Origin of the sequence: Algoriphagus lutimaris (assembly GCF_017051705.1) — a bacterium.
Taxonomy (GTDB): Bacteria; Bacteroidota; Bacteroidia; order Cytophagales; family Cyclobacteriaceae; genus Algoriphagus; species Algoriphagus lutimaris.
This window is the reverse complement of record NZ_JAFIDJ010000001.1, coordinates 204,213-229,812: the sequence shown is the minus strand read 5'-3', so window position 1 is coordinate 229,812 and position 25,600 is coordinate 204,213. Positions and strand designations below refer to the sequence as shown.

The following is a 25,600-nucleotide window of genomic DNA, read 5'->3' as shown; positions in this document are numbered from 1 at the left end:
GTTTTAACCTTAATTGGCTGATTCATTGGCCACTCATTAAACGATTTAACAACCCATGAATTATTTTAAAAATATGTCTTCAAAACTATTGATTGCAGGATTCGCGCTCATGGTGGCAGCCTGCGGAAATTCTCCAGCTGAAAAGAATGAAAATGGTAGTGCTGACATGGAAAAAGTAGCTGCTTATAAAGGAGATACCGAATTGGCGACCTTTGCAGGAGGCTGTTTTTGGTGTGTAGAAGCACCTTTTGAGGGATTAGACGGGGTCATAGCAGTGACCTCTGGATATGCAGGTGGTAAAGAAAAGAATCCCACTTATGGAGAAGTAAGTAGCGGAGCTACCTCGCATCGAGAATCTGTACAAATCACCTTTGACCCAGAAGTCATCAGTTATTCAGAACTGGTGGATATATTTTGGCAAACATTTGATCCTACTGATGTTGGAGGGTCCTTCTATGATCGAGGTTCACAGTATGAATCGGCAATTTTCTACCATGATACCGAACAAAAGAAAGTTGCTGAAGAATCCAAAAAGCTTTTGGATGCCTCTGGTAAATTTGACAAACCTGTTGCCACTCCAATCATCAAATACACGAATTTCTATCCAGCAGAGGAATACCATCAGGATTATTACAAAAAGAATCCAAAAGAATATTATGCTTATAGAAACGGGAGCGGAAGAGATGCATTTATCAAGGCTCACTGGCCAGAATTGTCAGAAAAAAAATACCCAGCTCCCTCCAAAGCTGAATTAAAAGCCAAACTTACGGATTTACAGTATGAGGTTACCATGGAAGATGCTACTGAATATGCTTTCCAAAATGAGTATAATGGCAATAAAGAGCCAGGTATTTATGTGGATATTGTAACAGGAGCTCCTCTATTCAGCTCAAAAGACAAATATGAATCTGGATCCGGATGGCCAAGCTTTACGAAGCCTATTGATGCAAGAATCATTGATAAACCCTTAGACAGATCTGCCGGGATGACCAGAGTAGAAGTCCGAAGCAAATTAGGTGATAGCCATATAGGCCACGTGTTTTACGACGGACCAAACCCTACCAACCTACGTTATTGTATGAATTCAGCAGCGATGAAATTCATCCCAAAAAGTGAGATGGAAGCTGCCGGATATGGAGATTATTTATGGTTAGTGGATTGATAAACAACCTCTTTTAAGTTATGAAGCCCAGATTAATCTGGGCTTTTAATTTTTTAGGAGGATCAATTTTATTTACGCTATTTTCATTTCAAAATTGTAAGTATGTTTTTTTAAATACTATCAGTGATTCGTCGATAAATTGGAAAATCTGACTTTAATTTATTTTTGAAATTAATTTTATGCTTTTGAAAGTATTCTTGTGGTTAAAATGATGGGAATAATTAAATATTTTAGAACAAATTGAAGAGTTAGATAAGGAAGTTTCGAACAATTATAAAATATTACTGATTCATCCATAGAATCGTTATTCCTATTTCATCAAAAACGAAAGAAACTTTAATTAAAATCAAGAGAACCAGCCTAATGAATTTTGACCTATTAATCGTTGATGACGATCCCCAATTTCAATTATTACATAGAAAATTAGCTGAAATAACTGAATTTCATTTAAAACCTGATTGTGTATCAGACGGATTAGATGCCATTGAATATATTAAGCTGAAAAGCACAGAACCCAAAAACAACCTGTTGATCTTTTTGGATATCTACATGGAAGGAATTGATGGATGGGAAGTATTGGACTATTTGGAATCCTTAAATCTCCCCAAAAGATTCAAAGTGATTCTAATTTCTTCCTCAGTCAATAGTGAGGATAAGAAAAAAGCCATAAAATATCACTCCGTAATCGAGTACATAGAAAAACCCTTATTAGCAAATTATTTAACTATGCTGAAAGACTGCTATTTATTCTAGATAAATTTTAGAGCAGAAAGAGCTACCTCATTATGATTAAAATGTTGCAATCGAACAGAAATCGAGTAAAAAGATGAAGGAGTGAAAGATCAAATATTTGATTTTTGAATCAAAATATCTATTCCACTTTCTATATTTAATAAAACTTTTAAAATTTCATTATGAAGAAGTTCGCTTGGATTGCCGGAATCAGTGCCTTGGTTATATTCTTACTGTTTTTTTGGTGGAAATTCTACTTTGTTTTCGGTGAAGGAGTCAAAGCAGGTAGTTTGAATTACTTCGTAAAAAAAGGTGTCATCTTTAAAACCTTTGAAGGAAGAGTAGTTCAAGAAGGATTTCAAAGTCCCACTGCTGGAGGATTGCAAAGTAATGAATTTAGATTCAGCGTCGTAAGCGAGGATGTTGCCAGTGAATTAGAAAGAGCCTCCGGAAAATTTGTGGAACTCCGATACAAAGAATATAATGGAATGCTTCCCTGGAGAGGCACTAGTAATTTTGTGGTAACTGAAGTTCTGACGGTAAAAGAATCAGGCAAAACGGACGGATCCGCTTTGCCATTTGATCAATAATTAATGAGTCCAATAGTCGACTACTACCACCTTGAAAAGGCTATTGCCTAACACTTCTCCAAAAGCTTTATGATCTGGATGAGGTAAATAGATAGCACGATCCTCTTCAGAGTGAAAAGTCAGGGTAAATGCATGGGTCAATCCATCATTTAATCCTTCAGGGCTGTTGTTAATTCCCCATTCGAAACCCTTTATTTGTTCAATTTTACTTGGTAATGCAGCAAAAGCATCCACTATTTCCTGAATTTTTTCAGGAGTTGTTTCCTCTTTAAAACCGAACATCACCACATGCCTTAATACTGAATCCGGAGCAGTACTTACCATTTCTACTTCTTTTATTTCTTCAACAATTTTTTTCTCTTCTGTTTCCTGCGAACAAGCCCCTACCAAGGCCATTGCAATAACTAAAAGGACACTTTGATATAGTTTTTTCATAATCTGATGGTTTTTGACCCAATCTAGGCAGAAACTATAAATTTCTCCAACTCTTCATTAAATCAGGAAGTCAAAATCAAGTAATTTGAAGGAAATAAGCTATTTGACGAAAATATTTTATATTAAACGAAAATTTCGTAGACTTACGAAAATTAAATATTTAAACATGAACTATCTTACTCGCCCACTCCTGTTTAGTCTTTTGATCCTGCTATCGCTTTTCAGCTGTACATCAAAGAATAAATCCACAGTCGATTTGAATTACTCATTAGTGAAAGTTGATTCCTTTCAAGTAAATAACTTCACTAGAGTAAGCATCCGGGATTATAGCCAAAAAGAAAATATCTATTTAGGCTACTCTGAAGTGGAAGATGATCTCCTTGAAATTTCAGAAAGCGGAGAAATTATCAAAAGAGTCAATAAAAAAGGGGATGGACCTGGAAAATATGGAAATTGGAACCCCATAGGTTTAGCCTTTGGCCCTAATGGAGAGCGAATCGTGGAACTTCCTTTTCAAGTAATTTCCTACGACCCCAATTATGAAATTACCCATTCCCATCGGGTGTTATCTCCATTACCGATCAGAACCAATACACCTTTGGGAAAAACTCCTTATTTTGTTTCTAATGATACCACCCATTTGTTGGTTGGACCCAGCAATTACCTTACTGCCTCTCATTTGATTCGGAATCAAGAAGGAAAAGACACACTCAAAAACTTTTATCAGTTAAACTTATTTACCGGTGAGACCAAAACTGTGGTCCCTTACGAGCCAACTTCTGTTTACGAGCAGACAGAAAACGTGTATAACGGAGTCATGGGAAAGACATTTTTCATTGACCAAGAAGCCAATGAATTAGTAGTAGCTCAAGAACTAGATCCAGAAATCCTGGTGTATCAATTACCAGAATTTACTTTGAAAAACACCATTCCTATCAACTATTCTGAATTTTTAACCTATAGCCCCGTTCCCATAGGTGCACCTTTTGACGATCCACAGGCAATTAATCTTGCAAGACTTTCAGGGAGAAACAGGAAACTAATTAACCTAGGGAACGGCTTCATATTGCTTCAATATTTTACTGGAGTAACTGAATCAGAATTCGAAAACCGAAACTCAGAAGAAAATCCTTATTCCGCGGTACAAGATGCATCTGAGCAAAGAATTCTTATTTTTAAAGATGGAAAACAACTAGCAGTAGAATTACCGGGAATTGCTGGGGCTTTGGTCACTGCTCTAAATGATAATAAACTATTAGTCCAAGAACCTGCAAATACCGAAATAGAAGAAGAGTTCACCAAATTCACCATCTACCAATTACAAACCAATTAGCTATGAAAGTCGCATGTTTTAGTACCAAATCTTATGATCAAAAGAGTTTCGATTTAAGGTTAACTAAACATGGACATCAATTCACCTATTTTGAGGCAAAGCTAGATAAGCACACGGTAAACTTAGCAAAGGGGTATGATGCAGTTTGTGCATTTGTCAATGACCATCTTGATGCTCCTGTTTTGAAAATGCTCCATCAATTCGGAATCCAGGCTATTGTACTCCGCTGTGCAGGGTACAACCAAGTAGACCTGAAAACTGCCAAGGAGCTGAACTTAAAAATCTGCCGTGTACCGGCTTATAGTCCTGAGGCAGTAGCAGAACATGCATTTGCCATGATATTGACACTGAGTAGAAAAACCCATAAAGCTTATAATCGGATCAGAGAGAACAACTATTCCTTAGAAGGTCTTGTCGGTTTCAATTTAAATGGGAAAGTGGTCAGCGTCATCGGAACCGGTGCGATCGGCACCGCTTTCTGTAAAATAGCTCTAGGCTTTGGCTGTGAAGTATTGGCTTATGACCTGATCGAAAACAAAGAATTAAAAGCAATAGGAGTAAAATACCTGAACTTGGATGAGTTATTATCGAAAAGCGAGATCATTTCCCTTCATTGCCCTTTGACCCCAGGCACCAAGCACCTGATCAATAAAAAGACCATAGACCAGATGCCAAACGGCGTGATGATCATTAATACCAGCCGTGGGGCTTTGATTGAGACCAAATCCGTCATCAGAGCCCTGAAATCCAAAAAGGTAGGATACCTAGGAATCGACGTTTATGAACAGGAAGAAGACTTGTTTTTCAGAAATTTGTCCGAAGAGATTTTGATGGACGAACAAATTGCCCGACTGATGACCTTCCCTAATGTGTTGATTACGGGTCACCAGGCATTTTTAACCCAGGAGGCATTGTCCCAGATTGCAAAAACCACCCTACTCAATCTGGATGAGTTGGAACTAGGAAGTCAACTGACCAACGAAGTCACCTATTCCGAATAACTAGGGCATAATTAAAATGAAAACACCTGACCTCAAGAGAAGCCAGGTGTTTTTGTATCAAAAAGTAAATAGATTGGGTTACCCCATCCTATTTTTCCTTATTTGATCACTTTAACATTCACAGCGTTAACGCCTTTTTTACCTTGAACTAGTTCATAGGATACTTTGTCATTTTCACGGATATCGTGAACCAAACCAGACTGGTGTACGAAAACGTCCTCGTCAGAGTCAGATGGTGTGATGAATCCAAAGCCTTTTGTAGTGTTAAAGAATTTTACTGTTCCTTCATTCATGATTTCTTGATTTAAAATTTGTTGTTCTTGTGTTTTTATTACTTTGATTTTGATTTTTTGTATTCTTTACTGGCTCCTCTTCTGGAGGAGTATCGGTGAAATTACCGAAGCGATCAACGTAGACAATCATGTCATCCAAGTCCCCGCTTTTGGGCTGTGCTTTTCTTTCTAACTTTTTCTCAAATTTTTCTTTCTGTTTTCTTCTCTTTAATTCAGCTTTTTGCTTCTTAATAAAGCTATTTTGATTTTTTGACATACAGTTATTTTAGTTGACAAATGTAAGGGCATGACCAGTCTTACCAGCCCTACCTGTTCTTCCGATTCTGTGTATATAGCTATCCATTGTCATGGGTAGCTGATAGTTTATCACATGGGAAACATCAGCCACGTCTATACCTCTGGCAGCTACATCAGTTGCTACCAATACTCTGGTTTCTCCAGATTTGAATTGCTCTATCGTTTTATTTCTAAAATTTTGAGACTTATTTCCATGGATCAATCCTGATTTAATCCCAGATTGGTTCAATTTTTTACTAAGCTTATCTGCTAACCGTTTGGTTTCTGTAAAAATGATCACCTTATCCATGCCTCGATCCTGAAAAAGGTCGGCAAGCAATACAAACTTATCTTTGCCTTCCGGCACGCGGATGATCCCTTGTTCAATGTTTTCGTTTGTCGTAACCCCCGAATTGATTTTCACCTCTACAGGATTATTCAACAAGCTATTGATCAATGCTTTTTGGTTGGCCTCCAAGGTGGCAGAAAATAACATAGTCTGTTTTCTTTGGGTCATTGCCCCAACAAGCTTTTTGACATCATTGACAAAACCCATATCGAGCATTCTGTCAAATTCATCCAATACCAAGGTTTTCACTTGATTCAGCTTTAGAAGTCTTCTGCTAGCCAAATCCAATAATCTTCCAGGAGTACCTACAATTACATGAAGTTTTCTCGAAAGCACCTTCATGTCCGTATTGATATTAGTACCTCCAATAAACGTAGCAGAGTAAAGGTTCATCCCTTTGCTCAAGCTTTTAAATTCCTCTTCAATTTGAAGGGCAAGCTCCCGGGTAGGGGTTACAATCAATGCGGTAAACTGGTTTTTATCTTGTAATGCATGTTCGATAATAGGAATCAAAAATGCTCCTGTTTTACCAGAACCAGTGTTTGAAATCCCAAGCATGTCTCTTCCTTCCAGCAAAGGGGCTACTGATTGCTCCTGAATATTGGTCATATTCACATAGCCTTTTGTTGCCAGGTTATTCATCAATCCTTTTGAAAGTGATAGGCTGGTGAAAGAAGTCTTCGATTGAAAACCCTTTTGCCCAGTTGGCTTGGCTTTCTTGATCAATAAATTTGGATCAAGCGTAGAAACCTTTTTTTTCTGAACCTGTCTAGGCCCGCGATTGGGTCTTCTAGTAGAAGAAGGCTTCGCATTTCTATTCGTTGCGCTATTCATTATTTAAAAACTTTTTGAGGCTCCATCTTCGGAGTGTTTCCGAGGATATAAAGCATTTTAAAATGGTCTAAAACAGCCATCAAAAAGTTAGGCTTGGAGTAATAAGGCACATTAAACTCCGCTGCTGTAGCTTTTACAATAGGTGCGATTTTTTTGTAGTGTACATGACAAATATCCGGAAATAGGTGATGTTCCACTTGGTAATTCAATCCCCCGGCAAACCAGGTGATGATGCGTGAATTCGGAGAGAAGTTACAAGTTGTTGCCAACTGATGCAGCATTCGCTCACCTTCCACATTTCCATGCTCATCTACTACTGGGAAATTGACATCCTCTACTATATGAGCGATTTGAAATACCATGGTAATTACAAACCCTGTCACGAAGTGCATGGATATATATCCCAATAATATCATCCAAAATGGAAATGGGGAGAAAATTAATGGCAATCCCAAGATGACAGCAAAATATCCCACTTTCCAAGCGATGATCTTCCACAAGGTCTTTTGATATCCATTTTCCCCTTTCACCAATCCCTTGTCATGGTATCTTTTAAGTCTAATGAAATCCTTGGCTGTTACCCAAGAAAGCGTAGATAATGAGTAAAAGAACCAAGCGTACAGGTGTTGAAATCTATGAAGTTTATTTTGCTCGGCTTCAGGAGAAAATCTCAAAAAGAATGGAGCATTGATATCATCATCATGTTCATGGATATTCGTAAAGCTATGATGCAATACATTATGTTGTATTCTCCATACTTCTGAACTTGCTCCCACCATATTAAGGGTGTAGCTCACAAATTTATTGACTAAAGGGTTTTTGGAATAAGAGCCGTGACATGCATCATGCATGACACCCATGCCTATGCCGGCCATTCCAAATGCTGATAATATGTAGCAGGTAAATAATTGCCATGTTTCGGCAACTAATCCTGAAATAATGAGCACTTGAGGGATTAAGAATAGTGAAATAAGTAAAACTGTCTTAATGACCATTTCCTTATTTGCATACTTGGATTTGTTATTGGACTTGAAATGTCCATAAACCCTTGACTTGAGGGTGACAGAGAAATCTGATAGATTTGATTCTGAGAATCTTACAGTTTTAATAGAGTATTGTTTTGGTTTAAATTAAAGGGTAATTCTGGTACTGTTGGGGAGGATTTTTACTGCAGGTTTTAATCCGAAAAATAGCGCTAGGCCATTGTTGAATTAAAAAAGTAGAAAAGGGAGAGAATTAAAACCTAGGTAATCGTAAGGGAAAACTCTTGAATTTGCTACTTAAGCAGGTTGATAATCAACGCTAACTTTACTTCAAGGATCAGGATAATAGTTGTTAAGTGAATTCCTGACTGGGACAAAGGTCTGTCTATTAATTGATAATTCCTAATTTGTATCAAAATAGGAGAATTTTAAACCCTTTCCTCTTAACTGGTTTTTCTCGAAAATGATTCAAATCACTTAAAAGGCCTCCAATTCAACATGCCGTTGACATGGATCATTTCCACTTTATTATACCTTAATTTCGGACCAAGTTCCCTATTTCCAATTGCTTCCTTATTCATGATGATCAAATGAAAATCAATGGCTTTATAGGATTGGGGCACATATTTAAGGCCTAAATTTATTTGTCTGTAGGAAGGAAACCCGTATTTGTTTGCTTGAGGATTTGTATAATCAGGCAACCAATGGAATCCAACATGAAGATAGGGCCTGAGGCCTGTATCCCCGATTTTATAATCCACATAAGCTACTAAAGCATCCATTCCTCCAAATCCTTCATTCCGCTCTCTAGGAATAAAGGTATACCAAGCATCTTTACCCCACTCTCTAGGGCTTAGCCATCTCCCTTTTCCATCCAAGTGAGAATAACTCAAACTGGAGGACCAGTTTTTTACGGTATATCCAGCCTTCGCGGACACTACCCAATTTGTATCTTCAGGGTCTTTGTATTGGAATATGGGATTGGTATTCCCTCCATCCCCTATCCCATTTTGAAATCCAAACTGAATTCCAGAAAACCACTTTCCATTGGTTTGATTAGGCCAATTTTTCTCCAATGACGCCCAAAGGGTATTGGATATATTTTGTACCAACGTTTCTGAAATACTGATTTTTCCAAACTTTTCGGTTTGATGGGAAAACTCCAAGATCCCTATCCAATCACTATTGGTATTCCCTGCATACTGAGAAGCTTCTCCATTGATATCTCTACCTACAGGAAATATTCCAATAGACTCCCCAACCCCAAGCCACTCAGAAGTTCCCCTCACTCCCATTTTACTGATTGCCCATAAACCGAATTCCCATTTGGGACTTGCTGCATACCAAGCATGGAGTCCCTCTATGGCTGTAGGAGCAAGTCTTCCATCCTGGGCATTGACCCAATCGGTATTGATCCCCATTCTACCCACTTTTGCGCCCCACTTATCTTGAGAGTAGGATAAAGAAAGAGTCTCCAATTTTCCGAAAAACTTATCTTCTGGGTGGAGCAAATCAAATAATCCCACTTCATAACGATTTCCAAGTCCGGAAAGAGGATCTGGGCTCGTGAGATCGGAACTCCATAGATTTCCATAAAATCGATATCCTACATGGAAGTTTAAATGTTCTGCATATGTCAGATTCGCTCCTAGGTTCAAACTTGAACCTAGAGCAAAGTCATTTTTAAAATCTTTTGGATAGCTGGTACTCATCCAAAACATTCGGAAATGGACATCCGGCACTACTTTTAGCTTACGCTCTGATTGTTGAGCAATAGCTTGGAAAGATAGTACCAGGAATAATCCTAGTAGTATCTTTTTCATTTTAGTTTTGCTATCGCCTCTTTAATAGGTTTGAAAGGACCAAACTTATGTTGCTCCTCTGAAAATTCATCTGCATAAGGACCAAATGGATGATCCATTGGCTTTTTGCTGATATCAGGCCAATCGTTGGGAAAATCTCTTGTAGGTCGGTCGAGGCTGTTTACATAAGCTGCCACATCCCAGGCTTCCTCATCAGATAGAATTGGATTTTCATAAGTAGCTCCAAAAGGCATATTGGCTTTGACATAACCGGCAAATCTTGACATTCTAAACAGTCCTGCTTTCTGATTGTAACTATGCTCTCCCCATAACGGAGGGTAAGTATAACCTGTTCCATCAGCTTTTGCCAAACCTTGTCCGTCAGCCATATGACAGGCAACACATTGTCTATCATACACCAACTTTCCCTTTACAGGATCAGCTGCTCTATCCAGCAGTGGTACTTCGTAAATCCCTGCTCCTACTGGTTTTTCCCCTTTTGGAACTTCCTGACCAAGCCAATTCATATAAGCGACCATGGCTTTCATTTCTTTGCTATCTCTTGGCAAAGGGTCACCATTTAAGCTTCTTTGGAAACAGCCATTGATTCGCATTTCAATATCTTCGGAAGTGCCTGATCTACCTCTCACCTTTGGATAAGTACTAGCAGCTGCAGAATAATTATTCCCCAAAGGAACGGTACCCGCTTGAAGATGACAGTTTTGGCAATTTAGCCCGTTTGAAATCTTTTTGACTTTTCCGTTTGGTCCTAAATATTCGGAAGTATTAGCAATCAATTCTCTACCATACTTGATTTCATCCGCATTGGGTTCCGTATCTACACTTGCCCAATCAGGCGCTTGCCACATCCCCGTAGGATCCATCAATGCCTTAGGAACAGGCGTATTCACTACTTGAGCTACTACAGGTTCCTCTTTAAAAGCCGGTAGATTAACCCCCGAGTAGGACAAATAAATTACAAATCCGATTACGCCTACTAATAAACTGGCCAGTACCAATAAACTTAGTACCAGCGTAATCAATTGCAGAAATGGTTTACCGATCTCTTTCATAGTGCTATATCAAGCTACAAAAATGGCTCAAAGAATGGCTATAATGCTGTGACAAGAATCACATCTAGCTTGACATATTGTAATTTAATAGGCTTCAGCTAAAAACACGAGTTTATCTCCCACTAATCCTTGAAAAATAAAACGATCTTCTTTATGGTATAGATTAATTTCCACCACCTCTCCTAAAAGGCATTCAGCCTGAAAATTGATTAAAAATTTATCTTTTTCAATGTTCCTTTCTTTCAGGATATTTTCTACCCAAAGGATGTAGCTGGTATTATTCACATGATCGTATAAGTCTAAATCAGAATATCGTACCGTCAACTTTTCACTTGCAATCAATTCTCCTTCCACTTTTACCTTAGCTGCTTGCCAATCAGGTTTTTCCAAGGGATCAAACAGCTGTGATGGCAATACCTGCTCAGGTCTCATGGGTCTTTTGGACTCAATGTTCAACAATAGGTAAGAGGTCATGCAAAGTGCGAGGATATTATCTTCCCCATCAGTCATCATAAACTCCCGAAAAGCGAACAATTTCTCAACGCCTCTTCCGGCGGTATAAACCTTCACATGATCTCCCCAAGAAGGTAAATCAAAACAATGGAAATCCATTCTTGACAATACCCACATTTGACCATTTTCCATCAAATTCCTCCCAAAATCTGCAGAATCAGCATGTCCCCATGAACTTTCTTGGAATAAGTCTGCTACACAACTCAATCTGATTTTACCTGAAGGATGAACTTGAAACGAGCCTATTTCAAAGTCTTTTTCGAACTGAAAGGTAGCGGCATGACTCATGAAACAGAAGAGGGTTTAATTTTTTTTGGAATAAGAAATACGGCTTTACGGAAACTTGAAAGCAGGGTAATCCCCAATGCAGCCACAGCTATCATGGCGAATGAGGTTTTCAAATTAAAGAGATCAGCTATGAATCCAATCAAAGGGGGACCTAACAAAAACCCGAAAAATGAAATAGTGGACACCAAAGCCAAAGCCACGCTTGGTGCATACAATTTAGATCTTCCTGCAATACTATAGGAAAGTGGAATAATAGAGGCCACACCTAATCCAACCAACAAAAACCCTATGGTAGCAACTGTAACTGTTGGAAAAATCACCGCCAGAGCCAAGCCTACAAATATCAAAACACCACTTACTTGAATTACAGCTACTTTGGTAAATCTCGCTGCAATTTTATCGGTAATAAATCTTCCTGTAGCCATGGTGCCCATAAAAGCAACATATCCTAATGCAATTAATGAAGGGTCCGCATTGACTACTTTTTTGAAATATACCCCACTCCAGTCAAACATACACCCTTCACACATCATGCCCAAAAAGGCAATCAAACTAATTCTTAAAAGCAAAGCATCCGGCTTTTTCAACACCAAGCCTCCATCTGCGGATGCAGCCTTCTCTTTAATTATAAATTTTTGAGCAACAAAGATAATCGTCAGTGAAATCAACATAACCACCCCATAATGCTGAGCAGGACTAAGCCCCAGGTAGATCATCAAAGCACCGATTCCAGCTCCTGTAAATCCAGCCATACTCCAAAGTCCATGAAAGGAAGCTAGTATATTTTTCCCCATTTGGTCTTCCAAGTTTAATGCTTGAGTATTCAATGAAATATTCATGGTATTCCCTAGCATACCATACAGAATCAAAACGGGAACAAGGAGCCATATCGTAGGAGCCAATCCAATCAAAGGCAATGTGAGCGCATAGGCTACTGCTCCAATCATGATGACACTTCTACTTCCAAATTGATGGACTGCCCAACCGGCAATAGGCAGCCCTATGACTGAGCCCAAAGGAAGAAACAGCAATAAAGTTCCTAGTTGACCTTCTGAAAGATCAAACTTGCCTTGAATATCGGGGATCCTAGCAGCCCATGAGGCAAAACATAAGCCCACAAAAAAGAAAAATGCTCCGAGGGCTACTCGGCGTTTGGAATGAGAAATCATAGGTTGGGTATAGATTAATAGGCTCCGAAATTTAGAAAGATTACTCCAATAAGCGACAAATTACCTCTCGCCAAGCTTAAACTATTTGGGAAAGGGCATGTTATTGAGGTAAATTTAAGCACATGGAATTCATCATCGTAGGTGCAATTATCACCACAGCCATCTTGATCATCAGATTCATTATCAAAAAAGTATTTGATTAAAAAAGCCAGTTTCCTGTCGGAAACTGGCTTCTTAGAGTTCATCTAAACCTATTCATTAATTTGGAAGCTTGTTTGCAAATTTTCCATACACCCAGGTTCCTACAATAGCTGAAATCAAGGTTACAAATACAATGGTAAATCCACTTCCTATTTGAGCAAACAAAGGTCCTGGGCACGCTCCGGTAATCGCCCATCCTAAACCAAAGATAAATCCTCCGATGATCTGTCCTTTTCTGAATTCCTTTTTAGGAATATTAACCGTTTCTCCTTTGATCGTCTTGATGTTGAATCGTTTGATGATCTGAATGGAAATGATTCCCGTAATGATCGCCGAACCAATTACTCCATACATATGGAAAGACTGAAGACGGAACATTTCCTGGATTCTAAACCAAGAAATGATTTCAGCTTTGACAAACACGATTCCGAACAAAATCCCGACAATCATGTATTTTACTAAGGCTAAGCCTTTTTCAATATTCTCCTGAGAGTTTGGAGCATCACAAACTGCAGCCCCTTGTATATTTTTTTCTGCTACTTTCATTTTGTCATCAAATTAAAATCCCACCAAAGACATCAAAGGTCCTAGCAACAAATGAGTCATCACAAAGCCGCCAAGCATAAAGAAAATGGTAGCTACCAAGGATGGCCACTGAAGTGAACTAATACCCATGATTGCATGTCCGGAAGTGCATCCGCCCGCATATCGGGTTCCAAAGCCCACAAGGAATCCTCCGACCACGAAGAACAAAAGGCCTTTCGCAGTAAATAAAACACTCCAATCGAAGATATCAGATGGCATTAGGCCAGAGAAATCCGTGATACCCAAAGCGGTTAAATCTGCTTTTGTCTGATCTGCTAGGATAAAATCATTTGGATTTGCCAAGTAATTAGTCGCTATAAAACCACCAATTAAAACTCCAACCACGAACAACATATTCCACATTTCTTTTTTCCAGTTGTAGGTAAAGAAAGGGATACCTGCCGGCACGCAAATGGCGCAGACATGTCGTAATGAGGAGGAAATCCCAAAGGTCTTATTTCCTATCAACAGCAAAGTTGGCACTGTAAGGCCAATCATTGGGCCCGCTACGTACCAAGGCCAAGGCTGGGTAATCCAGTCGATAAATTGATTCATTTTTATTCTCGTTTATTTAAAATCTATAATCTAGTATCAAATTGAAATTCATCATTTCAACTCGGTTTATCACATATTCCAAAGGAATCTCTCTTTGAAATATTTCCTTTTTAGCTACCACCAACAATTGTAAATCAAGTCCATGGAAAAACCCATTAAACCTATAATCTGCCAAACCTGAGAAATGCAAGTAGCTTGGAATTCCATATTTATTGAGTTCTACATGATGGATGTCTGGAGTTTTTACATGTGAAGCTCCCAACACCACCTTCATTCTTTCATCTACCAGTTTTTGTTCGAACTGGGTCATGATAGCATGAGTAGCACCTAATCCTTCGAATCGTTCCCTAGGAAGACTCGCAAAGAACTGTTCCCTCCCCCATTCTCTTGGGAATAGAAACCTTCCTTGTTTTGAAAACCCAAGGTAGTTAATGGTCCATTTACTATGAGACCAAGCAAATCCAGCTCTAAGTCCTAATGCGGAAGAACTCTCTCCTGGCAGGATATAAGCCTTGGTAGGATCCGGATTTCCTCCATCTCCTATCGCAGTTTGGAACATGGTTTGGACGCCCCAGACCAAATTGGGTCCTTTTAGCATGGGCTTCCTGCCCTTTATTTGGGTTAGATTGGCTGCAAACACTCCCTCGGAAAGATAACTCCAAGATTCTGCTGTCACCTGTTCCTTGTTCCATCCAAGTCCTAACACACCAATTCCTTTGGTATGAATGTGATGCTTATACGTTTCTTCCTCCCTCATTGGATTTCTTCCAGTAGGATAAAATCCAAAAGATTCATCAATGGGCAGCCATTCTAGAGATCCTCTTGAAATCACATGGGTAAACCAAGCGCCTTGCACAGAGAAATCACTTTTATTCCAACTTAGGGATAGACCACTAAACAAATTAGGGCGCATCCTATTATCAGAGGCATTAAGTAAAGGACTTTCGAAATGATGTCTTCCGAACCAAGCTGAAATGGAAGAAGATTCATAGGAAATATAAAACTCCTCTAACCTATCCATATCCTTGTGATTTTCGGGATGATGAACATCATACAAAGGTAACTCATACCTGTTTGGCATTCCCGTCAATGGATCTAGTTCCGTGATATGGTTTTCAAAATGTCTAAAGACAAAAAAACCACTAAACCCCACTCCTAGTCCTTTCCATCTTGGTGAGAAATAACCAACTCCAGCACCTGTACCCCAAGTACTATAATCAGTCAAAGCACCTTGATTGACAGTTCCCATCATATAAGACCTAAGATGAAACTCAAACGAGCCAGTTTTCAATAGTTTGCCAAACAACTTTTTGTCTGGTTCTTCTTCCATTTCTACCTCTTCATACGGATGCTGGGAATAAACTGATTCAGCCATCACCATGAGAAGAAATAGTAATGCAAATTTGGCGATCATTTTCTGCATAAAGTTGTGACTTTAATCACATGGAATAAGTTGATACTAAAAATGGCAAGTCATAAGACTCGCCATTTTGGGAATTAAGCAACTTTTCTCCTAGCAATTAGAGAAGCGTGGTTGGGCAAACGTAATCTGTCACCTTAAACTTCTCAGATTCTTTGATGGCCTTAAATCCTCCATCCACATCGATCAAATTATCATATCCTCTAGCTCTCAAGATAGAATTAAATACCATTGATCGATATCCTCCAGCACAATGAACGTAGTAGGTTTTATCCTTGTCTACTTTCAACATACTCTCATTGATGTAGTCCAGTGGTGCATTTTCAGCATCTACTACATGTTCTGATAAGTATTCACTGTTTTTTCTAACATCCAGAATATTCAATTCAGGATCTTGATCCTTTCTTTTAGCAAGCTCTTCTGCAGAAATAGATTCTATTGAATCCAATTCATGACCAGCCTCTTTCCAGGCATCGATTCCTCCCTCCAAATAGCCTAAAGCATAGTCATATCCCACTCTCGCTAATCTGGTGATTACTTCTTCTTCTCTGCCTTCATCTGCTACCACCAAAATTTCCTGCTTCAAGTCTGGAATCATTGCTCCTACCCAAACCGCAAAGCTTCCGTCAATTCCGATGTTGACAGAGTTTGGAACAAATCCTTTAGCGAAAGTCTGAGGCGCTCTTGTATCCAAGATCAATGCTCCTGTTTCATTCGCAGCAGCTTCAAATTGCGTTGGAGTCAATGGTTTCACTCCTCTTTTCAATACTTCATCAATGCTGTCATATCCTTCGATATTCATCATCACATTTTGAGGAAAATATGCAGGAGGAGGGGTTAAACCTGTAAGAACTTCTTCGATAAACTCCTCTTTTGTCATCTCCTGAAGCGCATAGTTGGTCTTCTTTTGATTTCCAAGAGTATCTGAAGTCTCCTTGCTCATGTTTTTTCCACATGCTGAACCTGCACCATGTGCCGGATAAACGATCAAATCATCTGGTAGAGGCATGATTTTATTTCTAAGCGAATCATATAAATGACCTGCCAGTTTTTCTTGGGTCAAATCCTTTACCACTTTTTGAGCCAAATCAGGTCTACCTACATCTCCTATAAATAAAGTATCTCCTGTAAAGATGGCTTCTGGCTTTCCTTCCTCATTGTAAAGTAAGAAGCAAGAACTCTCCATCGTGTGTCCAGGAGTATGAATCACTTTCACTTTCACCTTACCAATCTGAAATTCTTGACCATCTTCTGCTACGATCGCATCAAATCCCATTTTCATGGTAGTAGGACCATAAACGATAGGCGCCCCTGTCTTCGCAGAAAGATCTTGGTGACCAGATACGAAATCAGCATGAAAGTGGGTTTCAAACACGTACTTGATCTTGGCATTTCTTCTTTCAGCTTTTTCAATGTAAGGCTGAACTTCTCTTAAAGGATCGATCACCGCTGCCTCGCCATCTGATTCAATGTAGTAAGCTCCTTGAGCTAAACAGCCGGTATAAATTTGTTCGATTTTCATATGATGTGTTTTTTTTTATTTTCAATTAGGTAGTTCAAATATACCAGTCCAAGAGAACTGTAAAGATGACTTTTGTCACACTATTATGCATCTTTCAAAATATTGGATTCAATAGTTTGAATCAATTGATGAGCTGGTACCACTCCGGATTGTCTCCAAAGGATTTTTCCTTTTTGGAACAAAATCAATGTAGGAACACCTCGTACTTGAAATTTGCTCGCTGCTAATGGATTTTTATCCACATCAACTTTCAATATCTTGACCTTATCTCCCATTTGCCTGGAAGTATCTTCCAAAATAGGATGCATCATTTTACAAGGGCCGCACCACGTTGCAGTAAAGTCTACCAACACGGGCTGATCACCATCAATTAATTCCTGAAAGGTTTTAGGTTGTGCGCTCATGGTCATTTGATTTATTTAACGTAACAAAAGTACAGAGTCAATAGGTTCTATACAGTAATTTTTATCACAAAGGGAAGAATTTGGATTTTACCTTTAACTTTTAAAAAGTGCTAAAAAATCCTCAGTTGGGAATTATTTTTTTATTTTCGCCAGTCTAATATTCCGAATTAATGCTCAAGTATAAGCAAATCAATAATTTAACCGGCTGGGTGGTTTTTACCGTAGCCGCGATCGTATATATTTTGACAGCTGAAGAGACGGCAAGCTTCTGGGATCCAGGAGAATTCATCGCTGTTTCTTATAAACTGCAAGTGCCCCACCCTCCCGGAGCACCGTTCTTCCTACTAGTTTACAGAATGTTTAGCTTCCTAGCTCTCGGTGACACCTTAGAAGTGGCTTACTGGATGAATGTAGGAAGTGCTCTTTTCTCTGCATTTACTATCTTATTCCTGTTCTGGTCCATCACACTCTTTGGAAGAAGACTCTACAAAATGGAAGAAGGGAAAGAAAGTAAAGGCCAAGTAATTACCTTGATGGGAGCTGGAATTGTAGGATCTTTATTTTATACTTTCAGTGATAGCTTTTGGTTTTCTGCGGTAGAGGCAGAAGTATACGCCATGTCATCTTTTTTTACTGCCATTGTCATCTGGGCATTTTTGAAGTGGGATGTTATTAAAGATCCAAGAGATGAAAATAAGTGGATGATCTTTATCGCCTATTTGGTTGGACTTTCCATTGGCGTTCACTTGCTAAACTTAGTTACCCTACCTGCATTGGCGCTGATTTATTACTTTAAAAAGTATGAAAAACCGAATGTAAAAGGTGCCATCCTTGCCTTTTTGGCCGGGGGTGTCGCCTTGGTCATCATCAATAACTTTATTATTCCTGGCCTACCTAGCCTCGCAGGCTCCATGGAGATATTCTTTGTCAATTCTTTGGGACTTCCATTTGGATCAGGGATTATCTTCTTTGCGATCGTATTCTTTACCGCTTTGTTTTTTGCTTACAAATACTCCAGAAGCAAAGAAAATGCAACCCTAAATACAGCACTCCTTTCATTGGTATTTATCTTAATTGGATACAGCAGCTATGCTTTGATAGTCATCCGTGCCAATCAAGACCCAATCATCAATGAAAATGCCCCTAAGGATATCATCAGCTATGTATCTTACCTGAAAAGGGAACAATATGGATATCGCCCTTTACTACATGGCCAATACTTCACTGCAAAACTGGTGGATCAAGAAGAGGGAGATCCAGTGTATATGAAGGGGAAAGACAAGTATGAAATTGTAGATTATGGACTGAAAAACATCTACGAAAAAAATAAAACTACCATCCTTCCACGAGTGTATTCTACCCAGGAAAATCATAAGCGGATCTACAGGCAAAAACTTGGTTTAAGAGAAGGACAGGACCCTACATTCGGTGATAACTTATACTTTATGTTCAGCCATCAATTAGGGCAGATGTACTGGAGGTATTTCATGTGGAATTTCTCCGGGCGGGAAAGTGATTTTTCGGATGCTCCTTGGATTGGAATTACAGATGCCCTTTCTGATAAATATCCTGATTATATCAAGGAAAACAAGGGACATAATAACTATTTGATGCTCCCACTCTTATTAGGGATCATCGGATTGTTCTTCCAAGCCAAATACGATCCAAAATCTTTCTATGTCAACTTAATGCTCTTCCTGATGATGGGAGTGGTACTGGTGCTCTACCTGAATTCCCCTCCGGTGGAGCCGAGAGAACGAGATTACATTTATGTTGGTAGTTTCTATGCTTTTGCCATCTGGCTGGGAATGGGCGTGATAGGTATTGCCCATGCCATAGGCAAAATGAATAAGAATTTGGCTACCGCAGGTCTGGTTGCCACTTTACTGACGCTACCTATAGTAGGATTGGTAGCAAGCCAAACCTGGGATGATCATAATAGACATGGAAGATATTTCTCAGTGGATTCAGCAAGAAATTTCTTGGCCTCTTGCGCTCCGAATGCAATTCTATTCACCGGTGGCGATAATGACACCTTCCCTCTTTGGTATGTACAGGAGGTAGAAGGATTCCGTACGGATGTGAGAGTAATTGTACTCAGTTATTTCGATACGGATTGGTACGTGGAACAAATGACTCGACCGGTCAATGAATCAGATGCATTGCCATTTAGCTTGGATAAAAACAGGTACCAAAAGGGAACCAACGACGTGCTATACGTGACAGGTGACGAAAATCCAAACTCTGCCATATCGGTTAAAGCTTACCTTTCTTTGCTGAATACCGGAGACCCGAGATTGAATATCAACACTGGAGGAAAAAGTGTGGTCAACATGGTCCCTTCCAGAAACTTGATTCTGGATGTGGACTCTGCTTCTGTAGCCAATAAAGACATCATTCCAGAAGAGTTTACTCCATTATTCACTCCTCAAATCAATCTAAGAGTGAAAGGTCAATACCTCACAAAGGGCACCTTGATGTTAATTGATTTGATCACAACCAATAATTGGGAGAGACCAATCTATTTCAACAACACTTCTCTGTCTACCATAGGAATAGACCTGGAAAGCCATGTGGTCAATGAAGGATTGACTTATAGACTGCTTCCTATTCAGAAGCCCGACTTTATCAGAGAAGAGTTAGTCAATGCAGACTTAGCCTATAAAAACTTCATGGAGAAGTTTGCATTCAGAGGAATGGACGATCCAGATGCTTACTTGGATGAGGAATATAGAAGGTTCGCCTCTAATCACAGAAGTGCTTTAAACTCTATTGCCATCGCTTTATTGGATCAAAATGAAATGGATAAAGCAGCGAAACTTCTAAATTATGGACTTGAGGTAATGCCTCATGCGGCAATTCCTTACGATCTTTCAAGTGGACAGTCAGTACCATTGTTCTTTGAAGTAGGCGAAGAAGAAAAGGCCTTGGATATTATAGATAAAGTGTCCAAAAAATCTTTGGATATGATTGAATTCTATACCGCAGAAAACAGGGATTATGATCGGGAAATGATGATTTCTGTAGAAATGATCAGGTATTTCATTCCTCTTTTGGAAGAGCGAGGATACCAAGAAAAAGCGGATGAATTAAAAGCCAGGCTCACAGCTTATATGGGAGCAGAAGCGCTTCCAACAGAGATTGACAGAAGATAAAAAAAGAGGCTCAAGGGCCTCTTTTTATCTTTTATGTAGGATGTAAAACAAATCCAATCCCTGAGCAGGATCTTCTACAATGGGATAATCCTCATGAGTAATATCCATTGCTTTGCTGGACTTTTGTTTGTGAAGCTTATTTCTATTGATTCTATTCAATATTTCGTACGGCATGCGAAGGATCGATGCAGGAAGCTTGTGCTGCAAATCAAAAATATCAAATCGCATGATTTTATTGACAGATTCACGGTTTGCCTGATGATAGGTCCAGACCTTATCAGTTCCACCCACTCCTTTTGCCTCCACCTGATCAAAAATTGATTTCGAAAGATCGATTAATTGTTGAGGAGTATATTCCCTGACGTGCCAAGGATTTCTTGAAAGCGTATGGTTAATATTTGGCGTGGAAATAATTGCCTTACCTCCAGGTTTTAGAACACGATAAATTTCTTCCAAAAACAGCCGGTCATTTTCAATATGTTCGATCACCTGAAAACTTACCACAGTATCAAATGAGTTATCCTCTATCCCCTCAAATGGAGGGATGACTGCTTGTTTGAAAGAAACACCAGGGAATTTTTGCTTGAGCATATCGATAACTTCCTGGATCTTATCAATCCCTAAGTAGCCGCTGGCATGAGGCAATAATATTTCCACTCCCCTACCTTCTCCACATCCTACTTCCAGCAATTTGCCAGAAATCCAAGGCTGGGCAGCAATGTATGCTTTCAGCAAACGTTGGTGAATAGGACCGTCACTGATTAACTTGTCAGAAGCAATTTCCGTTGTATAGGTAGCCATACAAAATTTTACTATTTTGGCAAAAGTAAGGTTAATTTTTAAAACCCGATAGAATCACCTAATGAAGCTTAAAACAAACATCCTTTTCTCATTTTTTCTACTGGCATTTATAGCCATCCATCCAGCTTTTTCACAAAAAAAGCTAAACAGCCTAAATCAAGCTCTTCGTTATTCGAGGTACTCTAGGTTAGGATTAAAAATCATTCCTATCAAAGAGAATGAGACCGATTACAAATTACAAATGGTTGTGGAGAAAATAGAAGAAGACATCAACTTCAACACGTTTAGTTTCTCTTACATGGTACTCAACAGCTATGATCAGGAAATCATGGATGATGAAGTTACTATTCTTACTGAAAATGACATAAAGCTAGATACAGAAAGACATTGGTATTTTGAGAAGACAGTCAGTATTCCGGAAGATCAAGAAGTCGCGGTAGCTTTACTTTCTGTGCTGGATACTCGGCAGGCGGATGAATATTATTACCACATTGATTTGAAAAGCCCCTTTGTCTTTGAGCAACCCTCTTTTGGTGCCTATTATGCCAATAACGTTCCTTTTGATCAAAATTTCTTAACTAAAGGTCAGTCCCTCCTCTTCAAATCAGAGGAAGGTCCTAATCTTCATGAATTTTATTATCCGGCTACTTTCGATGTCCCTTATCCCCCAATGGAGACGAAACCAGCTACTGTACCCAAAGAACTAGAAGTAATAGATGAAGGAGATTTTCTCACCAATGTACCTGAAAGCTTGGATAATGAAGGGTATTACTTCATTCAAGGTGACACCAGCTCTAGTACTGGATTGTTATTGAAAACCACCCACGAAGCATTCCCTAAAGTGAAAGACTGGGAGGAAATGATTCAAATGGTCACCTATATATCTACCAGAAAAGAACACGAAACCTTGCTTGCAGCGGAAGACAAAAAGAAAGCACTTGATGAATATTGGTATAATCTGACCCGAAACCCAGACATTGCAAAAGACTTAATCCGGGAGTATTTCCGTCAGATCGAATTCGCAAATATCTTATTTACAGACTTTAAAGAAGGTTGGAAAACAGATCGAGGTATGATCTATGTGGTCATGGGACCACCAAACGAAGTCAACTTTTATCAGGATAGAGAAGTATGGACTTACTTGGGCATGAATGAGAGTTCAAAAATTCGCTTTACTTTTGTCCGAGTAAAGAATATTCTTAACTCACACTATTACTCGCTGAACCGCTCCAGAGCATATCAGCCTGTTTGGTTTAAAAACATATCCATATGGAGAAACGGAAAGATGGCTTTCTGATTGATAAAGGAGCAACCGAAAAAGATTTTCTTTTTGGGACAAGAGCTGTAATGGAGGCAATCCATGCAGGAAAAGAAATAGATAAAGTTCTGATTCAAAAAGAGTTGAACAATGACTTAATCAAGGAATTACTGAAGCTTTGCAAAGCAGATGGTGTCCCTGTAGTTCGAGTTCCAGATGCAAAACTCAATCGGATTACCCGTAAAAATCACCAAGGAGTGGTGGCCTACATTTCTTCAATTGAATATGCCTCATTGGATCATGTCATTGAAAATTGCTTTTCTGCTGGAAAATCTCCTTTGATATTGATTTTGGATAGAATCACTGATGTAAGAAATTTTGGAGCCATTGCAAGGTCTGCTGAGTGCGCCGGCGTGGATGCCATTGTCATTCCCTCTAAAGGAAGTGCACAGATTAATTCTGATGCTGTAAAAACTTCTGCTGGAGCTTTGAATTTCTTACCTGTAGCCCGAGTAAAAAATCTCTTCTATACCTGTAGAGACTTACAAAAAAGCGGACTCACTTTAATTGCTATCACTGAAAAAACGGATAAAAGCATGTATGAAGCTGATTTTTCAGCTCCTGTAGCCATGATCATGGGTTCGGAAGAGGACGGAATTTCAAATGAGCTAATGGGAATTGTAGATGAAAAAGTCAATATCCCAATGCTTGGTAAAATTGAAAGTTTGAATGTCTCTGTTTCTGCCGGAGTAGCTATTTATGAGGCTATGAGGCAACGAACAAACCAATAAGATTCTTGGGGAAGGTCAAACAAAGTCCTTCCCTTTCTTTTTTGCATTGGCCACAAACTCTCTGAATTTTTTTTCTGCATCCAGCTTACAAATCAGAATAACATTATCTGATTCATTCACCAGGTAATTATCCAATCCCTGTACTACTACCAGTTTATCACTGCTGACTTTAACGTAAGAATTTTCTGTATCGTAAAGGATGGCATTTCCCTCTACTACATTATTTTTCTTATCCTTTTTCTTTAATTCATGGAGACTATTCCAAGAACCTAAATCAGACCAACCAAAAGTAGCTGGGATCACAAACACCTGATCTGAATGCTCCATAATCCCATTATCAATAGATATGTTTTTTAATAAAGAATAGGCTCTAGCGATGAATTCATTTTCATTTTCTTTTCCAAGAAACTCAGCACCTTCATTAAATACCTCAGCTACGTCAGGCATATATTTTTCGTAGGCAGAGATAATGCTGGAAACTTTCCATATAAACATTCCTGAATTCCATACAAAATCGCCACTCTCCAAAAAGGTTTTTGCAAGTTTCAAATTAGGTTTTTCGGTAAACGTTTTTACCTTGAAGATCTCCTGCCCTTCCTGTTCCAGGTATTGAATGTATCCATATCCCGTTTCTGGTCGATTAGGCTGAATCCCCATGGTGATTAACCTACCCTCTTTCTGAGCCTCTTGGCATGCTTGATCAATAGCAGCATGAAACTTATTTTCCTGGGTAATTAAATGATCTGCTGGAGCGACAACTAAAGTCGCCTTGGGGTCGATGGCATTAATTTTATAGGCAGCATAGGCAATACACGTAGCTGTATTTCTTCTGAGCGGCTCCGTCAATATCTGGTTATCGTTTATTTCAGGTAACTGCTCTTTTACCAAATCAAAGTAATGTTGATTGGTCACCACATAAAACTTATCTGGACTGGAAATTTCCTGAAACCGATCATAGGTCATTTGGAGCAATGTCCTACCAGTACCTAGAATATCTAAAAATTGCTTCGGTCGGTCATTCCGACTATATGGCCAAAATCTGGAGCCAATGCCCCCTGCCATAATGACAATATATGGTTTTACCTGCATTTTGGGTCTAAACAATTCCTTCTTTCATCAAATCATGAATATGGACAAATCCGGCGATTTTGTCCCCATCCATGGCTACAAGTTGTGTGATATTATAACTTTTCATCTGATTTAATGCACGAATGGCAAATTCATCTTGAGAAATAGTCTTTGGGTTTACCGTCATAATATCTCCTGCGGTTAGTTTTTGGATATCCAGGCTTTTCTCCAACATTCTTCTCAAATCCCCATCGGTAATGATACCTTTTAAGTTCCCCTTCGAATCAATGACCGCTGTGGCTCCCAATCTTTTTCCTGAGATTTCTACAATTACTTCTGCCAAACCCGCTGCTTCATTCACCATAGGCAATTGCTCTTTATTCAATAAATCCCTGACTTTAAGATACAACTGTTTTCCAAGAGATCCTCCCGGGTGGTATTTGGCAAAATCCTCCGAGGTAAAGCCTCTTGCCTCCAATAAACAAACCGCCAAAGCATCTCCCATGGCCATATGAGTTGTGGTGCTGGTAGTGGGAGCTAAATTATGCGGGCAAGCTTCTTCACCTATAGTTGCATTCAGCACATAATCAGCATGTTCTGCCAAATAACTTTTGACATTACTAACAAGTGCCACTAATACAGATCCTGATTTTTTTAGAAGAGGAACCAATACTTTAATCTCAGGAGTATTTCCACTTTTAGAAATGCAAATCACGACATCATCCTCCTGGATCATCCCTAAGTCACCATGAATAGCATCTGCCGCATGCATAAAAAGAGCTGGAGTTCCGGTTGAATTTAAGGTTGCTACAATTTTATTGGCAACAATGGCACTTTTCCCAACACCTGTGATTACTACTCTTCCCGTTGAGTTTAAAATCCTTTCCACACATGCCTCAAAATCACCATCTATATACTCTACTAAATTTAAAACAGCATTCGCCTCATTTTGCAATACCCGAGTGGCTGTATTTCTAATATTTTTAGTTAAATTCAATTTTACCTGC

Annotated in this window: 25 protein-coding genes; 8 read left to right on the top strand and 17 right to left on the bottom strand. The window is 39.1% G+C overall.

The annotated features are described in order from the left end of the window. Positions 1 to 55 precede the first annotated feature (55 nt). From msrA to JYB62_RS00945, 3 genes are all read left to right on the top strand, one after another. On the top strand, positions 56 to 1,162 hold the full coding sequence (gene msrA / locus JYB62_RS00955; protein ID WP_243431410.1) for a peptide-methionine (S)-S-oxide reductase MsrA: 1,107 nt from the start codon (positions 56 to 58) through the stop codon (positions 1,160 to 1,162). A gap of 363 nt (positions 1,163 to 1,525) precedes the next feature. Then, positions 1,526 to 1,915, top strand: coding sequence for a response regulator (locus tag JYB62_RS00950; protein ID WP_205643581.1), 390 nt, complete (start codon positions 1,526 to 1,528; stop codon positions 1,913 to 1,915). Between the two features lie 161 nt (positions 1,916 to 2,076). Beyond that, positions 2,077 to 2,484, top strand: a complete 408-nt coding sequence (locus JYB62_RS00945; RefSeq protein ID WP_205643580.1) for a hypothetical protein — start codon at positions 2,077 to 2,079, stop codon at positions 2,482 to 2,484. Here JYB62_RS00945 and JYB62_RS00940 read toward each other — a convergent pair whose 3' ends face one another. After that, on the bottom strand, positions 2,485 to 2,919 hold the full coding sequence (locus JYB62_RS00940) for a Dabb family protein (protein ID WP_205643579.1): 435 nt from the start codon (positions 2,917 to 2,919) through the stop codon (positions 2,485 to 2,487). It lies immediately after the preceding gene. Positions 2,920 to 3,175: 256 nt separating this feature from the next. On the opposite strand from JYB62_RS00940, the gene JYB62_RS00935 reads away from it, so the two are divergent. Together JYB62_RS00935 and JYB62_RS00930 are read left to right on the top strand one after the other, a co-directional pair. After that, positions 3,176 to 4,252 (top strand): hypothetical protein, encoded by a 1,077-nt coding sequence (locus JYB62_RS00935; protein ID WP_205643578.1) that lies wholly within the window; start codon positions 3,176 to 3,178, stop codon positions 4,250 to 4,252. Between the two features lie 2 nt (positions 4,253 to 4,254). Next, positions 4,255 to 5,253: a 2-hydroxyacid dehydrogenase gene (locus tag JYB62_RS00930; protein WP_205643577.1), complete on the top strand. Its 999-nt coding sequence runs from the start codon at positions 4,255 to 4,257 to the stop codon at positions 5,251 to 5,253. A gap of 98 nt (positions 5,254 to 5,351) precedes the next feature. Here JYB62_RS00930 and JYB62_RS00925 read toward each other — a convergent pair whose 3' ends face one another. The 13 genes from JYB62_RS00925 to trxA form a co-directional block, all read right to left on the bottom strand. Then, positions 5,352 to 5,546, bottom strand: a complete 195-nt coding sequence (locus JYB62_RS00925; protein WP_074224850.1) for a cold-shock protein — start codon at positions 5,544 to 5,546, stop codon at positions 5,352 to 5,354. Further along, positions 5,539 to 5,802 (bottom strand): cold-shock protein, encoded by a 264-nt coding sequence (locus JYB62_RS00920; protein WP_205643576.1) that lies wholly within the window; start codon positions 5,800 to 5,802, stop codon positions 5,539 to 5,541. Before JYB62_RS00920 ends, JYB62_RS00925 begins: the two co-directional genes overlap by 8 nt. Before the next feature lie 9 nt (positions 5,803 to 5,811). Continuing rightward, a complete protein-coding gene (locus tag JYB62_RS00915; protein WP_205643575.1) occupies positions 5,812 to 7,005 on the bottom strand; it encodes a DEAD/DEAH box helicase in 1,194 nt (397 codons plus the stop codon). Beyond that, complete coding sequence (locus JYB62_RS00910; RefSeq protein WP_205643574.1) at positions 7,005 to 8,000, bottom strand: fatty acid desaturase family protein; 996 nt, start codon at positions 7,998 to 8,000, stop codon at positions 7,005 to 7,007. Before JYB62_RS00910 ends, JYB62_RS00915 begins: the two co-directional genes overlap by 1 nt. Positions 8,001 to 8,461: 461 nt before the next feature. Beyond that, positions 8,462 to 9,811, bottom strand: a complete 1,350-nt coding sequence (locus JYB62_RS00905) for a hypothetical protein (protein ID WP_205643573.1) — start codon at positions 9,809 to 9,811, stop codon at positions 8,462 to 8,464. Continuing rightward, positions 9,808 to 10,863, bottom strand: a complete 1,056-nt coding sequence (locus JYB62_RS00900; protein ID WP_205643572.1) for a c-type cytochrome — start codon at positions 10,861 to 10,863, stop codon at positions 9,808 to 9,810. The genes JYB62_RS00905 and JYB62_RS00900 overlap by 4 nt, the downstream gene beginning before the upstream one ends. A gap of 84 nt (positions 10,864 to 10,947) precedes the next feature. After that, positions 10,948 to 11,664: an acyl-[acyl-carrier-protein] thioesterase gene (locus JYB62_RS00895; RefSeq protein ID WP_205643571.1), complete on the bottom strand. Its 717-nt coding sequence runs from the start codon at positions 11,662 to 11,664 to the stop codon at positions 10,948 to 10,950. Continuing rightward, positions 11,661 to 12,833 (bottom strand): MFS transporter, encoded by a 1,173-nt coding sequence (locus JYB62_RS00890; protein WP_205643570.1) that lies wholly within the window; start codon positions 12,831 to 12,833, stop codon positions 11,661 to 11,663. Before JYB62_RS00890 ends, JYB62_RS00895 begins: the two co-directional genes overlap by 4 nt. 258 nt (positions 12,834 to 13,091) lie before the next feature. Continuing rightward, on the bottom strand, positions 13,092 to 13,580 hold the full coding sequence (locus tag JYB62_RS00885) for a DUF6691 family protein (RefSeq protein WP_205643569.1): 489 nt from the start codon (positions 13,578 to 13,580) through the stop codon (positions 13,092 to 13,094). Between the two features lie 12 nt (positions 13,581 to 13,592). Continuing rightward, on the bottom strand, positions 13,593 to 14,174 hold the full coding sequence (locus JYB62_RS00880; protein ID WP_205643568.1) for a YeeE/YedE family protein: 582 nt from the start codon (positions 14,172 to 14,174) through the stop codon (positions 13,593 to 13,595). A 16-nt stretch (positions 14,175 to 14,190) separates the two neighbouring features. Further along, the gene (locus JYB62_RS00875; RefSeq protein ID WP_205643567.1) at positions 14,191 to 15,597 is read right to left on the bottom strand and encodes a hypothetical protein; all 1,407 of its coding nucleotides are present in this window, start codon (positions 15,595 to 15,597) and stop codon (positions 14,191 to 14,193) included. Between the two features lie 97 nt (positions 15,598 to 15,694). Beyond that, positions 15,695 to 17,116, bottom strand: coding sequence for an MBL fold metallo-hydrolase (locus JYB62_RS00870; RefSeq protein WP_205643566.1), 1,422 nt, complete (start codon positions 17,114 to 17,116; stop codon positions 15,695 to 15,697). A gap of 83 nt (positions 17,117 to 17,199) precedes the next feature. Beyond that, positions 17,200 to 17,520, bottom strand: a complete 321-nt coding sequence (gene trxA, locus JYB62_RS00865; RefSeq protein WP_205643565.1) for a thioredoxin — start codon at positions 17,518 to 17,520, stop codon at positions 17,200 to 17,202. Positions 17,521 to 17,690: 170 nt separating this feature from the next. Between trxA and JYB62_RS00860 the strand changes: the two genes are divergently transcribed. Next, a complete protein-coding gene (locus JYB62_RS00860; RefSeq protein ID WP_205643564.1) occupies positions 17,691 to 20,675 on the top strand; it encodes a glycosyltransferase family 117 protein in 2,985 nt (994 codons plus the stop codon). A 24-nt stretch (positions 20,676 to 20,699) separates the two neighbouring features. Here the strand turns inward: JYB62_RS00860 and JYB62_RS00855 are convergent, their stop codons facing one another. Beyond that, the gene (locus JYB62_RS00855; protein ID WP_205643563.1) at positions 20,700 to 21,476 is read right to left on the bottom strand and encodes a class I SAM-dependent methyltransferase; all 777 of its coding nucleotides are present in this window, start codon (positions 21,474 to 21,476) and stop codon (positions 20,700 to 20,702) included. A 61-nt stretch (positions 21,477 to 21,537) separates the two neighbouring features. Here JYB62_RS00855 and JYB62_RS00850 point away from each other — a divergent pair, with 61 nt between their 5' ends. Both JYB62_RS00850 and rlmB read left to right on the top strand, forming a co-directional pair. Beyond that, on the top strand, positions 21,538 to 22,773 hold the full coding sequence (locus tag JYB62_RS00850; RefSeq protein WP_205643562.1) for a GWxTD domain-containing protein: 1,236 nt from the start codon (positions 21,538 to 21,540) through the stop codon (positions 22,771 to 22,773). Then, positions 22,746 to 23,525 (top strand): 23S rRNA (guanosine(2251)-2'-O)-methyltransferase RlmB, encoded by a 780-nt coding sequence (gene rlmB / locus JYB62_RS00845; RefSeq protein ID WP_205643561.1) that lies wholly within the window; start codon positions 22,746 to 22,748, stop codon positions 23,523 to 23,525. Before JYB62_RS00850 ends, rlmB begins: the two co-directional genes overlap by 28 nt. Before the next feature lie 15 nt (positions 23,526 to 23,540). On the opposite strand, the gene JYB62_RS00840 is transcribed toward rlmB, so the two are convergent. After that, a complete protein-coding gene (locus JYB62_RS00840; protein WP_205643560.1) occupies positions 23,541 to 24,614 on the bottom strand; it encodes a mannose-1-phosphate guanylyltransferase in 1,074 nt (357 codons plus the stop codon). 7 nt (positions 24,615 to 24,621) lie between these two features. Continuing rightward, complete coding sequence (locus tag JYB62_RS00835) at positions 24,622 to 25,590, bottom strand: KpsF/GutQ family sugar-phosphate isomerase (protein WP_205643559.1); 969 nt, start codon at positions 25,588 to 25,590, stop codon at positions 24,622 to 24,624. Between the last annotated feature and the right edge of the window lie 10 nt (positions 25,591 to 25,600).